Source organism: Rhizobium sp. S152 (genome assembly GCF_030380735.1).
In the GTDB taxonomy this organism is placed as follows: Bacteria; Pseudomonadota; Alphaproteobacteria; order Rhizobiales; family Rhizobiaceae; genus Rhizobium.
Genome location: NZ_JAUDRZ010000003.1, coordinates 258912 through 274690, shown reverse-complemented (window position 1 = coordinate 274690; position 15779 = coordinate 258912). Strand labels below are relative to the sequence as shown.

The 15779-nt window shown below is 61.9% G+C and carries 13 protein-coding genes; 7 read left to right on the top strand and 6 right to left on the bottom strand.

Annotation, left to right across the window (positions count from 1 at the left end):
- Positions 1–16 precede the first annotated feature (16 nt).
- The gene (locus QTL95_RS05880) at positions 17–208 is read right to left on the bottom strand and encodes a hypothetical protein (RefSeq protein ID WP_289719031.1); all 192 of its coding nucleotides are present in this window, start codon (positions 206–208) and stop codon (positions 17–19) included.
- A gap of 138 nt (positions 209–346) precedes the next feature.
- Positions 347–625, bottom strand: coding sequence for a hypothetical protein (locus tag QTL95_RS05875; RefSeq protein WP_289719030.1), 279 nt, complete (start codon positions 623–625; stop codon positions 347–349).
- Between the two features lie 235 nt (positions 626–860).
- On the opposite strand from QTL95_RS05875, the gene QTL95_RS05870 reads away from it, so the two are divergent.
- The 5 genes from QTL95_RS05870 (at position 861) to QTL95_RS05850 (ending at position 5976) form a co-directional block, all read left to right on the top strand.
- The gene (locus QTL95_RS05870; protein ID WP_289719029.1) at positions 861–2006 is read left to right on the top strand and encodes an ABC transporter ATP-binding protein; all 1146 of its coding nucleotides are present in this window, start codon (positions 861–863) and stop codon (positions 2004–2006) included.
- Positions 2003–2929, top strand: coding sequence for a carbohydrate ABC transporter permease (locus tag QTL95_RS05865; protein WP_289719028.1), 927 nt, complete (start codon positions 2003–2005; stop codon positions 2927–2929). Before QTL95_RS05870 ends, QTL95_RS05865 begins: the two co-directional genes overlap by 4 nt.
- A complete protein-coding gene (locus QTL95_RS05860; protein WP_289719027.1) occupies positions 2929–3750 on the top strand; it encodes a carbohydrate ABC transporter permease in 822 nt (273 codons plus the stop codon). The genes QTL95_RS05865 and QTL95_RS05860 overlap by 1 nt, the downstream gene beginning before the upstream one ends.
- Before the next feature lie 58 nt (positions 3751–3808).
- On the top strand, positions 3809–5104 hold the full coding sequence (locus QTL95_RS05855) for an ABC transporter substrate-binding protein (protein WP_289719026.1): 1296 nt from the start codon (positions 3809–3811) through the stop codon (positions 5102–5104).
- Between the two features lie 71 nt (positions 5105–5175).
- The gene (locus QTL95_RS05850) at positions 5176–5976 is read left to right on the top strand and encodes a phosphodiesterase (RefSeq protein ID WP_289719025.1); all 801 of its coding nucleotides are present in this window, start codon (positions 5176–5178) and stop codon (positions 5974–5976) included.
- 66 nt (positions 5977–6042) lie between these two features.
- On the opposite strand, the gene QTL95_RS05845 is transcribed toward QTL95_RS05850, so the two are convergent.
- Both QTL95_RS05845 and QTL95_RS05840 read right to left on the bottom strand, forming a co-directional pair.
- Positions 6043–8199 carry an autotransporter domain-containing protein gene (locus QTL95_RS05845; RefSeq protein ID WP_289719024.1) on the bottom strand — a complete coding sequence of 719 codons (2157 nt, stop codon included), beginning with the start codon at positions 8197–8199 and terminating at the stop codon, positions 6043–6045.
- A 164-nt stretch (positions 8200–8363) separates the two neighbouring features.
- Positions 8364–10550, bottom strand: coding sequence for a sensor histidine kinase (locus QTL95_RS05840; protein WP_289719023.1), 2187 nt, complete (start codon positions 10548–10550; stop codon positions 8364–8366).
- On the opposite strand from QTL95_RS05840, the gene QTL95_RS05835 reads away from it, so the two are divergent.
- Positions 10549–11286: a response regulator transcription factor gene (locus QTL95_RS05835; RefSeq protein WP_289719022.1), complete on the top strand. Its 738-nt coding sequence runs from the start codon at positions 10549–10551 to the stop codon at positions 11284–11286. The two genes, QTL95_RS05840 and QTL95_RS05835, sit on opposite strands and share 2 nt — an antisense overlap.
- 77 nt (positions 11287–11363) lie before the next feature.
- Here QTL95_RS05835 and QTL95_RS05830 read toward each other — a convergent pair whose 3' ends face one another.
- Positions 11364–12683, bottom strand: a complete 1320-nt coding sequence (locus QTL95_RS05830; RefSeq protein ID WP_289719021.1) for a solute carrier family 23 protein — start codon at positions 12681–12683, stop codon at positions 11364–11366.
- A 330-nt stretch (positions 12684–13013) separates the two neighbouring features.
- On the opposite strand from QTL95_RS05830, the gene QTL95_RS05825 reads away from it, so the two are divergent.
- On the top strand, positions 13014–14339 hold the full coding sequence (locus QTL95_RS05825) for a DUF882 domain-containing protein (protein WP_442981259.1): 1326 nt from the start codon (positions 13014–13016) through the stop codon (positions 14337–14339).
- A 70-nt stretch (positions 14340–14409) separates the two neighbouring features.
- On the opposite strand, the gene QTL95_RS05820 is transcribed toward QTL95_RS05825, so the two are convergent.
- Entirely contained in the window at positions 14410–15726 is a 1317-nt protein-coding gene (locus QTL95_RS05820; protein WP_289719020.1) for an extracellular solute-binding protein, read from the bottom strand.
- Between the last annotated feature and the right edge of the window lie 53 nt (positions 15727–15779).

Genomic DNA, 15779 nt, shown 5'->3' with positions numbered 1-15779 from the left:
ACGCGGGCAACGCAGGTCAGCCCGCCGAGCCCTGCATCACGCTTATCATATCGTCCGCAGGCGAGGTCGGGCATTCGGCCTCATGATACCGCACGCCAAGCGCCTCATCCTTTGCCATCCTGATGAGATAGGCCAAGAATGGACGATCTCCCCGCTCCGCGAGCATTCTTGCGGCATCGAGGTGATCAATCAAATGAAGTTGCGACATGTGACCTCCGTTATGTATGCATATGCATGATTTCTAACGGAGGTTAATGACACCTTACCCAGCCGATATCCGTACGAAAACGGACCTTCCGCCACGGTCACCGCGGCACGGTTTAGGACCTTGGAATGGGTATTCGAGCTAGTGAAGCTTGGAAAGATGCTTGCGGGTCGAGAACTGATGGACGAGCATGATTCCCTGTTCCATCAGCAGTTCCGCGGCCGCAAGGTCGCGGGGCGAGAGATCGCCGCACATGCCGCGGATCGTGTTGGCGACGCACATGGAGTTCGATACGAAGAGCGCGTCGCCTTCGTCCTCGGCCTCTTCGGCGACCGCCTCGAGCGCGTCCGCGACGGTATCGAGGAGGCTTGTCCGCTCCTTGATGGTCATTTCACTCAAAGTCTTGGAAATGTCTTGCACGACGGTCTCCTCGCGCGTGCCCAAGGGCCGCAGCGTCTGTTGTTATTTTAGGCCGATCAGATATGACAGTTAAATGGCGCTGCTATGGCGATGAGGCAAGGCATAACTGCCACGCGCTCCATGCATATGTGGCGGATCGTTCGATACCCGTCACCGGACTGTAACCTAACTTTCTCAAAACTGTCGTCCCGCTGTCACGTGGCGCTTCCATACGCTCCCCGAAAAGGAGTGCCGTATGCAGCCGCAATCGCTTGAACTGTCGGGTATCGGAAAAGGTTTCGGAGCCGACGACGTCCTGAAAGGGATCGATCTTTCCATTCGCCCGGGCGAGTTCCTGTCGCTGGTCGGCATGTCGGGTTGCGGGAAATCGACGCTTCTGCGGATCATCGCCGGGCTTGAGACGCCGGACCGCGGCAGCGTCTCGATCGGCAGCAGCGACGTGACCGACGCCGACCCGAGCGACCGCAATCTAGCGATGGTGTTCCAGTCCTACGCGCTCTATCCGCACATGACGGTGCGCCAGAATATCGCGACCCCGCTCAGGATGCGCCGCCTGTCGCTGGCCGGCCGCCTGCCGCTTGTCGGCCGCATCGCCGCCAAGGCCGACATACTGCGCGAGATCGACGCGGCCGTGACCGACGCCGCCGAGGTGCTGCAGATCTCGCATCTTCTCGACCGCAAGCCAGCGCAGCTTTCCGGCGGCCAGCGGCAGCGCGTGGCGCTTGCCCGCGCGCTGGTGCGCTCGCCCGCTGCCTTCCTGATGGACGAGCCGCTGTCGAACCTCGATGCCAAGCTGCGCGCCCATATGCGCGAGGAGCTCACGGGTCTGCACCGCCGGCTCGGCGCCACCTTCATCTACGTCACCCATGACCAGATCGAAGCCATGACGATGTCCGACCGCATCGCGCTGATGTCGGAAGGCCGGATCGAGCAGCTGGGCACGCCGGACGAACTCTACCAGCGGCCGGCGACGCTGACCGTCGCGCGCTTCATCGGCACACCGTCGATCAATCTCCTGCCGGTCGAGATCACTTCCATCGGTCGCATCGCGGCCTTCGGCCGGGAATTCGGCATGGAGGCACCAGCGAATGCAAGCGGGCCGGCGACGCTCGGCATCCGCGCGGAAGACCTGCACCCGGGCAAGACGGGCCTGCCGGCGCGCATCTCGCGCATCGAGACCTATGGCGCCGACCGCTTCGTCACCTGCCATCTCATCGACGACCAGTCGGTGAAGATCGTCATGCGCCAGCACGCCGGCGAGAGTGCCGATACCGCGATCGACGGCATGATCAACCTCGGCTTCACCGAAAGCCGCGCCCACCTGTTCGGCGTCGATGGCAAGCGTCTGGAGATTTCCGTGCGCGAACGGGAGGCCGTATGAGCATCGCCGAAACCGCCGCCTTCGCACCGGCAAAAGCGCGGCCGCAGCGCTCCAGGACCGAACGCCGGATGATGTGGCTGGGGCTGCTGTTCGCAGCACCCTCTGTACTGCTTCTTCTGGCCTTCTACATCATTCCGATGATCGTTCTCACCGTCTTCTCGGTGACCGATTACCAGCTCGGCGCCCTGTCGACCGAGTTCGTCGGACTGCAGAACTTCACCAAGGCCTTTCACGACCCGGTTTTCCTGCGCTCGCTGAAAAACACGGTGATCTATGCCGTCATCGTCATTCCGGCAGGCGTGTTCCTGGCGCTCGGCATCGCCATGCTGGTCTATAGCCGCAAGCGCAGTCGCGCCGTCTGGGAAGTCGCCTACTTCCTGCCGGTCACCGCAACGCTGGTTGCCATGGCGACCGTGTGGCAGTTCCTGCTGCACCCATCGCTCGGCCCCGTGAACGCAGCGATCAAGGCCTTCGGCTTCGAGCCGGTCGCCTTCCTATCCGACCCCGTGCTCCTGATCCCGACCATGGCGATCATCGGCATCTGGCAGGTGCTTGGTTTCAACATGGTGCTGTTTCTCGCCGGCCTGACCGCGATCCCGAAGGATTTGCACGAGGCAGCGCGGCTCGACGGCGCCAAGAACCCGATCGACCGTTTCCTGACCGTCACGTGGCCGATGCTCGGGCCGACGACGCTGTTCGTCGTCGTCACCACCTCGATCTCCGCTTTCAAGGTTTTCGAGACGGTAGCGGTACTGACCAGGGGCCGCTTCGGCTCGGAGACGCTGCTGTTCGATCTCTACCTCGAAGGCTTCGAATATTCGAACACCGGCTATGCCGCAGCCCTCACCCTGATTTTCCTCGCCATCGTCCTGATCCTGTCGATCGGTCAGATGGTGCACATGGACCGGAAGGTGCACTACTGATGGTCGGCCTTCGCAAATACCTGCCGCATCTCGTGCTGGCGCTCGGCGCCATCCCGATGCTCCTGCCGTTCTACTGGATGATGCTGACCTCGATCCGATCGCCGGCCGAGATCTTCGACGTCTCGCTGTGGCCGATCCCCAGGCAGTTCGACGCCGCCGACAACTATGCCCGCGCCGCCGGCCAGGTGCCGATGGCCCGCTTCATGCTGAACGGCGTCATCGTCTGCCTCGGCATCCTCGTCGTACAGGTGGCAACCGCCGTTCCCGCCGCCTACGCGCTCGCCAAGCTGCGCTTTCCCGGCCGCAAGCTGCTGCTGACACTCGTCATCGCCGCGCTCTGCGTGCCGATGCAGGCCCTGGCGCTGCCGCTCTTCGTCGGCCTCGCCAAGGCGGATCTGCTCAACACCTACTTCGCGATGATGGCACCGTTCTTCCTCTCGGTCTTCGCGATTTTCCTCTTCCACCAGTCCTTCCGCAGCTATCCCGACGAGATCATCGAGGCGGCGCGCATGGACGGCTTCTCGGAGCTGGAGATCTGCTTCGGGCTGGTGCTGCGCGGCTCGCTGCCGTCGCTGGCCGCCTTCGCGATCTTCTCGTTGGTCGCCCACTGGAACGACCTCTATTGGCCGATGATCGTCGTCACCGACACCAATCTCGCACCGCCGCCGCTCGGCATGCTGTTCTTCGCCGATGTCGAATCCGGCGCCAACTACGGTGCGCTGATGGCCGGAGCGGCGATGATCACGGCGCCGATGGCCATCTGCTTCCTCCTTGCCCGTCGACATTTCATCGAGGGCATCACCATGACCGGGGTTAAGTGACCCGGTCGAACCGCAGCCTCTCCTCCTTCCTCCCAACTTTCATTCTGGAGATTTTAATATGAACATTACCCGCCGCGCCGCCGTGAGCGGCCTGGTCCTTGGCCTTGCCGCCGCCGGCTTCGCCACGCCCAGCCTTGCCGAGGACGTCACCCTCAACGTGCTCTACAACCTGCCCGGCTTCACCAAATTCCATCAGCCGCTGGCCGATGAGTTCATGAAGAACAACCCCGGCATCAAGATCAACTTCCTCGCGCCGGCGCCGGGCTACAACGAAGGCCAGCAGCAGGTGCTGCGTTCGGCCGTGACCGGCAACCTGCCCGACGTCTATTTCTCCGGCTACAATCTGACGGCCGAACTGGTGCACACGCTCCTGCCGCGCAAGCAGATCACCGAGCTTACGCCCTTCATCGAAGCCGAAGGCGGCCAAGCCTTCCTCGACAAGAACTACAGCCCGAAGATGGCGGCCCTCGGCCAGATCGACGGCAAGCAGTACGGTCTGCCGGTCAATGCCTCCTCGCCGATCATGTACGTCAACGCCGACCTCGTGAAGAAGGCCGGCGGCGACCCCGACAACATGCCGAAGACCTTCCCCGGCCTGATCGAGCTCGCCAAGAAGATCCACGCGCTCGACCCGAAGATTTCAGGCATGGGCTACGACATCAACGGCTGGCCGGATGACTGGCTCTGGCAGTCGCTGGTCTTCGAACAGGGCGGCACGCTCGTCGACGAAAAGACGAAGAAGGTCGCCTTCGACAACGAGATCGGTCTCAATGCCCTGAAGCTGACCCGCCAGTTCGTGACCGAAGGCGGCCAGACGCTGCTCGACTGGGACCAGTCGCGCCAACAGTTCGGCGCCGGCCTCACCGGCTTCGTGTTCTCGACGCCTGCTCACGTGCAGACCATCGAGGCGCTGGTCGGCGACCGCTTCCAGCTGAAGACCACGACCTTCCCGCTCGACAACCCGGAAAAGGGCGGCGTTCCCACGGGCGGCAACTCCGCGGTCATCCTCACCCAGGACAAGACCAAGCAGGACGCGGCCTGGAAGTACCTCAAGTGGGTCACCGGTCCGGAAGCGCAGAACACCATCGTGCGCATCACCGGCTACCTGCCGACCAACAAGCTCGCCACCGGCCCCGACTTCCTCGAGCCCTACTATGCCGAGCATCCGAATGTGAAGACGGCCTCGCTGCAGGCCGATCGCTCGCTTCCCTGGGCCGGCTATCCGGGCGGCGACTCCGTCCGCATCTGGCGCACCCAGCGCGACATCATCGGCACCGTCATGCGCGGCGAAGTCACGCCGGAAGACGGCCTGAAGCAGATCGTCGCGCAGACCAACGCGCTGATGTCGAAGTAATCGGCTTCATCCCACCCATAAAGGCCGCGGAGGTTTCCTCCGCGGCCGCTTTTTGTTTCGAGAGACCATCCATGAAAATCATCCAGCTCACCGATACGCATCTCATGCCGTCGGGCATCGTCGTGAACGGCGTCGATCCCGAAAAACAGCTGCGCGCCGCGGCCGCCGATATCCTCGCCAAGCATGCGGATGCCGACTTGCTCGTGATCACGGGCGACCTGTGCAACTACGGCGACCCCGAGGCCTACGAGATCCTGCGAGACGTACTGGCGCCCATGCCTTTCCCGGTTCGCCTGATGCTGGGCAACCATGACGACCGTCCGAACTTCGTGGCCGTCTTCGCGGATCACCCGCGCGACGAGAACGGCTATGTCCAGTCCTTCATCGACACGGCATTCGGCCGGCTGCTCTTCCTCGACAGCCATGAGGGCGGCGTGATCGGCGGCATCTATGGCGAGGACCGGCTGGCGTTTCTCGATGCGGCGCTAGACGGCGCCGGCGATCTGCCGGTCACCGTGTTCATCCACCATCCGCCGATGGATTGCGGCATCGCCCATTTCAACAACATCGGCATGCATGACGACGGAGCCATCATGAAGCGCCTCGCCGCGCACCCCGCTGGCGTGCGCCATATCGTCTTCGGCCATATCCATGTGCCGCTTGCCGGTACCAGCGCCGAAGGCATCGCTTTCTCGTCCGGTCAGGCCTGCTCCCACCGCTTCATCACCGATCTCGACGATCCGGCGCCGATGTGGACCGGCGGCAACCCCTGCTACCGGATCATCCACCTCGACGCCCAGGGCCTGCGCGCCTATGGCGCGGAAGCCGGAGAGACCGCCACGGCGCGCGCACCGGTGTGCGAAGGGCCGTAAAGACATATGCCCCAATGACAAAACCCCGGAATCGCTTCCGGGGTTTCGATGTTGCGATCGTGACAATCAGAACTTGACCGTCAGATTTGTGCGGACCCAGACGTCGGGATCCTGACCCTGCGTCGTGGCGTTGACCATGACCGACGCGGTGCTGGCCTTGCCGACATCGAATTCGGCGCCGACGCCGCCGCGCAGCCAGAACTGCTTCTGATCCTGACCGTCGAGGTTGAAGTCGCTGAGGCCGATGATCGTGCCGCTGGTGGAAGCCGTACGGTTCTCGAACTGGTAGTCGGCTTCCGCCTTCGCAAGCAGGCGAACCTTCTCGGTCAGCGGGCGAACGAAGTCGGCACCGATACGCACGACCGTCGAGTGGTCCTCGGACCCGTCATAGCTGACGGGGAAGGAGCCGTTGGTTTCGGCAAAGCCGTCGACCTTGGTATGCGTGTAGGACAGCGCCGCGTAAGGCGTGATCGCGGTGTCGTTGATCGTCACGGCGTTCAGCCAGTCGAAGCGAAGCTTGGCGCCCCAGGTCTCGGAGTTGGTGCTGCCATCGGAGAAATCGGTGACGGCGCCATTGAGATAACCGCGATGGCTATCGATGCTGCCGCGTCCCCAATAACCGCCGGCGGTCACATAGATATTGCCGCCAACGTTCGCGGAGACTTCCGGCGAAAGGTAGAAGCCGCGCTGACGCACGTCGCCGCCGTCATCATCGAGGTTCTGCTTGGTGAAGGTGCCGCCGCCGGAAAGGCGGGCGGTGACGCCATCGGCAATGCCATAGCCGAAGCCGAATTCGCCAAGGCCGAGACCGCCATCGGAGACATCGCCATTGTCATAGCCGCCGTCGAACGTGCCCCATACCGACTTCTGGCCGGTTGCAAGCAGGTTGCGCATCGGCTCGCCTTGCGCACCGAACATGATCGTGTTGGCGTTGGAAATACCGTAGCCGACGGCAACGCCGCTGGTTCCGCCGACGGTCTGCAGGAACTTTTCGGGATTGATGATGCCGCTGCCAAGACGGGCGATATAGGCCGTGTAGTCCGACGCCGTACCCATGATGATTTTGCCGTCGGCGGAAACGAAGTCGGCCGAACTCGTCGTGAAATTACCGATATTTGCGCCGTTCTTGGCAAGCCAGTCCTCGACGGTCTGCATGCCCGTATCTTCCGTCCAGCGGAAGCCACGGTCGACGTTTTCCGCGTCCCGTGCCTGGCCGACGACCACGCTGCCGTCATCGCTGACGTCCTTGGCGTTGGAATAGTTGCCGCCCTCCAGGACGCCAAGGTTCCTCATCGGCGCGGAGTTCGAGGCGGAATCGCCAATTGCATCATAGCGGAATGCGCGGATTTCGTTGTTATCGACCGTGCTGTTACCGACGAGGTAGCGACCGTCTTCGCTCATCGCATTCAGGTACGTCCTACCGCTATTTACGGTACCTACGTCGCCGATATCCTGCATGCCGGTCAGTTCCGTCCAGCGGAAGACCCGGTTCCCAGCTGAGCCGATCGAGAACGCACCGGCAATGACGGAGCCGTCGCTGCTCACCAGATCAGCGCTGGACTGGTCGTAAAGGCTGTTTTGGTCAAGATCCCAAAGAAACTGTTCGTCGGCTATCCACATTACCGCATGCCGATCGCCATTGAGGGTGTCGGCCCAGCCAACAACGGTCGATCCGTCGGCGCTGATTGCCCTGGCAGAGGACTTGCTGCCACCATCGAGGTAACCGATGCCGCGGATTCCGTTTTCTTTGCTCCAGTAGTATCCCTGGAGGTAGACCGGATCATTGCTGGCCGTGCCGACGACGGCAGATCCATTCGCGCTGATCCCGCTTGCGGTCGTCTGCTGCCCCTCAAGCAGACCGATATCGACATAATTGCCATCTTTGGTCCACACGAAGGCAGAGGTCAGTCCGGTGTCGATGTTTCTGTGTGTGCCGATCACGCTCTTGCCGTTGGCGCTCAGATTCGATGCCGTGATGTCCTTGAACAGGAGATCCGGCAACAGCGTGATGCGCTGGCCCGTGGCAACATCGACCACTCGATAGACATAGGTTTGGTCTATGTCCTGGCCATAGACCCGTTCCAGCGCCGTGGCGCCGTTATCACTCAGCGCGACTGCGCCGGTTATCTGCTGGCCGAATGCCGTGGACGCGGCGATGGCACAGAAGATACCGCAGAGCGCGGTACCTTGGAAGAAATTCCGTTTTCTCAAGTTAAGAGACATGTCAGCCCATTTCGATTCACGCAGGATCGCGTTTCGTCGAAGGAAATACGTTTACGGACCGCGCCAAGATAGGACGCAATTGGAACGGTTTGGAACGATTTGGAACGGTTTGCGTGACATACGCGCATCAGCTGTAGCGATTGATCGCTCGCTACCGCCGGCTTTCAAGCCGACGGCAGGAAAATCGATGCGACGGCTCCCCTGCCGGCTGCATTTTCAAGCGTAAAACAGCCGTCATGCGCTGCCGTGATTCGCGATACGAGCGACAGCCCCATGCCGGTTCCCTCGATATGCGCGGCATTCGAACCCCGTGTTGCCCGCTCCTTGACCAGTTCCAGTTCCTCGTCGGGGATGCCGATACCCCAGTCCCGAACGCTGACGACGACAGTGTCTTCGTTCCGCGCGACGCTGAGCTGAACGCTTCGATCTGAGGGGGAAAACTTCGCGGCATTTTCCAGCAGGTTGATAAGCGCGAGGATAAGCATATCGTTGTCGCCGACGATCTCGGCGTCTCTCGCGGATGCGGAAACCTCATCTCTGATCTTGGCGCCCTGCAGGAGATCACGTGCATGTTCAAGGGTCGCATCGATCAATCCCGATACGGAAAGCCGCTCCATCCGCGGCTTGAAGGACACCCCCTGCATACGACTTCGCGCCAGGTTGATCTCCACGACCTCGACGAGGCGGGTAATCCCTTGCGCGGCACGTTCAAGCCTGGCACGATTGTCGTCATCGTTTGAAGGCAGCGTAAAACGAACGCTTTCGATGTTTGAGCGGATGATCGCCAGCGGCGTGCGATATTCATGAGAAATCACCTCCATGAACCGCACCTGATGTGCTTGCGCATCAAGCTCGGATTGCAGCGCCAACTCCGCCATGCGGCGTGCCTCCACGAGCTCGGCGGTGCGCTCTACAACCAGTTCGCTTGCCCATTTCCGAGCGGCTGTCGCGGCTTCGACTGCACGGCGATCGGCCGCACGCCCCGCGCTTTCGGCCTTTCGCAGGCGTACGGCAAGCGAACCCGTCAACAGGACGAAGTGGACGATGCTCACCAGGCCGTAGGATTGGGCAACCCAATTCGGCAACGGAATGACGCCATGTCGCTGGCCCAATGTGAGGAACAGCCCTATCCAGAGTAGTGCGAAAGCAGCGAGTTTGAGCCCTCCTTCGATTTCTTTCGCGGCGCGGAAGTCGATGGCCGTGACAAGGAAGGCCGCGGTGGCGATCACCACGATGGTGATGCCGGCAATCGGCGTGTAGAGCTTGTTATGCCCGATGAGAACGAAAAAGACGCCGAGAAGGCCGATCAGAGCGGCAAGCAGGAAGACGTGGTTGAGCCGCGGATAACGGCTCCGCAGATCGAGAACGCTGGCTATGGAAAGGGCGCCGGCCGTCAGGCCGAGCCAATCCGTGATACCGATGAACAGATCATTTCCGACCCCGCCGGCCGGAAACAGGAATATCCTGGAAAGGCCGAGGCCGCCGAAGTAGATAAGTATGGTGCCGAAGATGTTGAGGCCGAGCAGCAGGTAGAATTCCCGGCGATCCAGGCAGAAAAAGACGATCTGGATGATGACGAGGATGGCCATTCCACCGAACCATAGCCCCACGACCAACGGGCCGACCGTGCTTCTCGCATCGTAGTCATTCGGCGAGAATATCCGTGCGGAAAGATTGAGCGTCGAGTCGATATTGGCGGCGCGGACATACACAAGCAGTGTGTCGCCGGACGAAATCGTCAGGGGAATAATGTTGTCCAGCCCGGTAAGGCTGTAGGGCGGAAGCGGCTCATGATCCCCCATGTCGAAGCGAATGAAATTCTCAGCCGTCAGCCCCGGCCGATCCACCGCAACAAAGACATTGAGAATATCCGTGAAATTCGGGAGCAGCGATAAAAGCAGGGTTTCCTGCGCGGCGTCCCTGCCATCGGCCAATCGTATCGCAAAGCGCATCCAGCCGGATTGCTGCACGAATCCCATGTTGAAATCGTGGCCGGCAATTGGCTTGAAGTTACCGGATCGTGTGCCGAGCATGTCGGACAGGGTGGTTTCGTTCGTTTCCCCGACCGCCGCCTCGGCGAAACCATCAAGCGACAGCTCACCGCTAAAATGCGGCGGAACGGCAAGAACCTTTGCGGGCCAAGCGGGCGCCGCTTGAATTGAGCTCGCTGCAAACAATGCGAGCGGAAAGAAAAGAAGGAGCCAAAGCGGGAACAAATCGAAGCTGGAAAGTGTTTGTCGTCTTGATAACAGGAATAGAGCTTCTATGAAGCTCCGAAGTCGTCCGGGTGTCGGCGATCGATTCTCCGCCCCCGAAATATGGTCTAGAATATAATTTTCAGCCAATAGCATGAGCATTCCCGCGAGATTTCAAGACAAGGCCACTGTATCGAGGCACATCGAAGTTGTTTTCCTCGAAGACGATAATGTGTTGCGCCAAGGCGTGACTGACTTCCTCCGCCTCAACTCTATCGTGGTTACCGAGGTTGCATCGGTCACCGAGTTCACCAAGGCGATTGCCCGGAAGCAGTTCGATGTCGCCCTCTTAGACATAGGCCTGCCTGACGGCAATGGTATCGAACTGACGCAGCAGCTTCAGGCCCAGATCGACATAGGCATCATCATCCTGACGGCACGCGCCGGTCGTGACGACCGCCTCAAGGGATATAACGCGGGCGCCGATGTTTACCTCACCAAACCCGTCGATGGCGCCGAACTCGTCCTCGCGATCAGAAATCTTGCCCGGCGCATCAAGGGGCGGGCGCCGTCGCCGACGAATGAATCGGCGCCGGCCTGGCGGCTGGATATCGCCGGACATCGGCTCGTATCGCCCTCCGGTGACGTCATCAGACTATCCGGGCGTGAAGCTCAACTATTGAAGCGCATGGCCCAGGCCGACGGCTCGGTCGTTACGCGCAGGGAAATCGCCGAAGCGATCGGATATGAAAATCTCGCCGCTGATAGCCGCAGCATCGACGCAGTCCTCCGGCGGTTGCGCCAGAAGGCCAAATCCGCTCACGTCGAGCTGCCGGTTCATGCCGTTCATGCGCAAGGGTTCAGATTTGCCGCGCAGGTCAGGATTTCCTGATCGATCTGGTTGCGCTCACGTTGACTCACCCGCCGTTTCAGCAGCGGGTGAGCCGTATCGTATAAGGCGAGCGCTTTTCAGTTGCTCCGGCGACGCGCGAAACCCAGCGCGTGGTAAAGCACGATTGCGCCGATCGTCGCCGTGCCGATCCCGTCGAGCGTGAAGCCCGCGACGTCGAGCTTGAAGTTGCCGGCGCCCAGCACGAGCGCGACACCTACCGTGATCAGGTTGCGGGGCTCTGCGAAATCGACCTTGTTCTCCACCCAGATGCGCCCCGCGGTCGCCGCGATCAGGCCGAAGACGACGATCGAAAGGCCGCCGAGAACGGGGCCGGGAATCGTCTGGATGAGAGCGCCGAACTTGGGCGAGAAGCCGAGGAGAATGGCGACCGCGGCGGCGACCAGGAAGACCAGCGTCGAGAAGATGCGGGTAACCGCCATGACGCCCATGTTCTCCGCATAGGTGGTCATGCCCGTGCCGCCGAGAAAGCCGGAGAGCATGGTCGCTATGCCGTCGCCGATGAAGGCACGGCCGAGATAGGGATCGAGATTGCGGCCTGTCATCGCGCCGATCGCCTTGATATGCCCGAGGTTTTCCGCAACCAGGATGACGACGACGGGAGCAATCAGCGTCATCGCCGAGGCCGAGAACACCGGCGTCGTGAAATGCGGCAGGCCGAACCAGGCGGCGGCCGCGACGCCGGAGAAATCGATCGGCGTGCCGAGGCCGAGACCATTCGCCAACACGAGATAAGCGAGGTAGGAAATCGCGCCGCCGAGCAGGATCGGCAGTCGGCGGGTCATGCCGGGCGCGTAGACGGCGATCAGGCCGACGGCGGCAACGGTGAGCAGTGCCACCCAGCGTGAAAGCTGGCTGCCCTCAGGGCTCGCCGCACCGGTGCCCGAAGCGCTGGCAATCGCGATCGGCGCCAGCACCAGGCCGATGGCGGCAACGATTGCGCCGGTCAGCACCGGCGGCATCAGCCGCTCGATCCAGCGATGGCCGGCGAGCATGGTGACGATGCCGATCAGCGTGTAGAGCGCGCCGGCCGCGATGATACCGCCGAGCGCGATCGCGATGTTCGGATTTGGCGCACCGGCCGAGGCAGCCGTCGCCACCAGCACCGGCCCGATGAAGGCGAAGGACGAGCCGAGATAGCTCGGCACGCGTCCGCCGACGGCCACGAAGAAGATGAGCGTCGCGATACCCGACAGCAGGATCGAGACATTGGGATCGAAGCCCATGATCATCGGCGCCAGCACCGTCGAGCCGAACATGGCCACGACGTGCTGGAAGCCGAGCACCACCGTCTGGCCGGTCGGCAGCCGCTCGTCAGGCAGGATGCGCCCTTCCGTCTTCAACCGCCAACGTGGAAAATAACCGCCCGTCTCGCTCATGCACTCCCCCAATGTCCTCACCGCCCCGTCGGTCGACCCGAGTGTTCTGTCAGGTTCGGTTGACGGCGGTGAAACTGAAAATACTGCCGGATACCATCGCTGCTCAGGCGATGGTCTGTCGTATCGGCTTACGGATGTGGTCGTTACTCCGAACGACGCCTGATGTCATCGGCATCAGGCCGTTTTCCCACAGCCGGCGAGCGCCGCATCGTCCCATATGCGTACATTCGCGCGTGCTTAAACCCTCCGTTAAGGTTCCATTGACCATAATTGCCCCAAAGCGGCGTTGCGGATGCGCGTCATGGATCCCTTTTATCGCGGACGAGTATCGTGTTCCTGCATCAAACAATCCTGACCATCCCGACCGCCACGGTGGCGCTGGCCCTCTTCTCCGTCGCCCACCGCGTGGTCCTGATCGCTCTCTTGGTATTCGCCTGCATCGCCGGAACGGCGCAGGCCGCGACCGACGAGCGCGCGCTAAAACTCTACTTCACGCATACCGGCGAAAAGGCGACGATCGTCTTCAAGCGGAACGGCAAGTTCGACCCGAAAGGCCTTGCGCGGATCAATCGCTTCCTGCGCGACTGGCGCCGCAACGAACCGACGCGGATGGACCCCAGGCTGCTCGATCTCGTCTGGGAAGTCTATCAGCGCAGCGGCGCCAAGGAGCCGATCCACGTGGTGTCCGCCTATCGCTCGCCGGCGACGAACAGCATGCTGCGCAACCGTTCGCGCAACACCGGCGTCGCGAAGAAAAGCCAGCACATGCTCGGCAAGGCCATGGATTTCTACATTCCGGGCGTGAAGCTGACGACGCTCCGGGCGCTCGCCATGCAGGCTGAGGTCGGCGGCGTCGGCTACTACCCGAAATCAGGCTCGCCGTTCGTGCATCTCGACGTGGGCAACGTGCGCGCCTGGCCGCGCATGTCGCGGCAGGAACTGGTGCGCCTGTTTCCTGACGGCCGCACGATCCATCTGCCTGCCGACGGCAAGGCACTTCCCGGCTACAATCTCGCTCTCGCTGAGAAGAAGAAGCGGAGCACGCGGCCGATCGAGGTTGCCCGCGATACCGGCGAGGACGACGATGCCGGTGCCGACGTCACACCCGCCAAGCTTCCCAGCCGCCTTGCAACGGCGATGCTGCCGATACCGCAGAGCCGCGCGCGCGAGGCGCTCGCACTGGCAGCCAGCAACAAGGTGAACGACGAAACCGCCACACCTCCGATGCCGGAGGTTGCTTCGCTCGTGATCCCGCTGCCGATCACCCGCCCGCAGGTCGACGGCATCACCGTCGCGTCGATCTCGCCGGCGTTGCCGACGATGAAACCACCGGTGACGCTGGCAAGCCTCGTCGTCGGCAAGGGGCATTCCGGTGAACTCTTGATCGCAAGCCAGCAGCGCGCAGCACTTTCGGGCCTGAATGGCGAAACGTCGGCACCCACGCCGATCGCCTTTACGATGCCGGTCATTTCCGCTGGCGTTGGGGGGATCTCGACGCGATCCCTGGTGACATGGGCGCTCAGTGCTCCGGGTAGCGCCGTGGAGATGACCGCACCGCGGCTGCATGGCACCGACTTCGATGAGGACGAGGAAGACGAGGCGTTCGATCTCGCCGAAGACGACTTCGACGCCACCAGGTTTGCCGTGGACGGTTGAAGCCGTTCTTCATTCGCCCGGCGTCCGACAGTGGTTCACCCGGCTGAAGCCGGATGAACCATGGTGATGATCAGTTCGCCAGCAGATCGTTGACGCGCGTCTCGGCATCGGTGAGCGCGGCCTCGATGTCCTTCTGGCCCATGATGGCCGCAGCGATTTCCTCGCCGATCGTGTCGTTGACGGCGAACTGGTGGCGCACCTGCGCCGGCAGCGGCTTGGCGACGTTGGCGATGCTGAGGATCGTCGTGCGGTGCGGCAGCGCCTTGAACTCGGCGGAATCGATCACCGCCTGCTGCGCCGGAAGGTGGCCGGTGCGTGCCCAGTCGAAGTTGTGGTCCGCCATGAACTTCATGAACTTGCCGATGGCGGCCGTCTGCTCCGGCGTGCGGTCCTTCTTCGTAACCGCCCAGGAGTGACCATCCGACCAGTAGGCCGGTTCGCCGCCAAAGACCGGCGGATAAGGATAGACGGCGTAGCCGTTGCTGAGCGGGTTGTCGGCCTGCTTCGACTGCGCGTCGAAGTCACCCACCACCCAGGTACCGTTCAGGAGAACGCCGCCCTCACCCTTGGTGAAGCCGGAGAGCGAGGCGGCATAATCCTCGTCCTTGGTCGTCAGGTCCTGATCGTAGATGTCCTTGAACAGCTGGACGACCTTCTTGGCTTCGGGCGTGTTGAGCTTCACATGCGTCGGATCGGCGAAGAAGTCCGACTTCATCTGCGTGAGGTAGATGTAGAGCGCACGATAAAAGGCGCCCTTCTCGTTGGTCATGCTCTGCACGAGGTAGGGCTTGCCGGTCTTTTCCTTGAACTGCTTTGCCTGCGCAAGAAGCTCGTCGGCGGTCTTGGGCAGCATCGGCGTACCGTCGTCGTTGACGAGGCCGGCCTGGCGGAAATAGTTCATGTTGATGTGCCACAGCATGGTGTGGGAATCGATCGGCAGGCCGAAGATCTGGCCTTCCTTCGTCACACCTTCGCGACCCGCAGCGGTGAACGCGGCGGGATCGACGCCGGCAGCCTTGAGCATGTCGTCCAGCGGCTCGATCAGTCCCTTGGATTGATAATCGGACAGGACGGATTCATGCATGGTGACGACATCCGGCGGCTCGCCCGATGCGATCTGCGCGGTCAGCTGGTCGTAGCCCGGCCATTCCACGGTGTTGACGTTGATCTTGATGTCGGGATTGTCGGCAACGAACTTGTTGATCTGCGAGGTGATGATGCCGCACTCGCCGACGGCCTTGCTGACGTCGGTGTTGCTCCCCCAATCGGCATCGCAGGCGCCGAAGAAGCGCTGCAGCGTGATTTCGACCGGATCGGCGGCGAAGGCGGCACCGGACGCCAGGGTCAGCGCCGCCGCCATCAATATGCTTCTCATTCTGGCTTTCATCGCAATCTCCTCCTATTGCTTGCGAAAACACGTTCTACGTCTGTTTTTTTAGA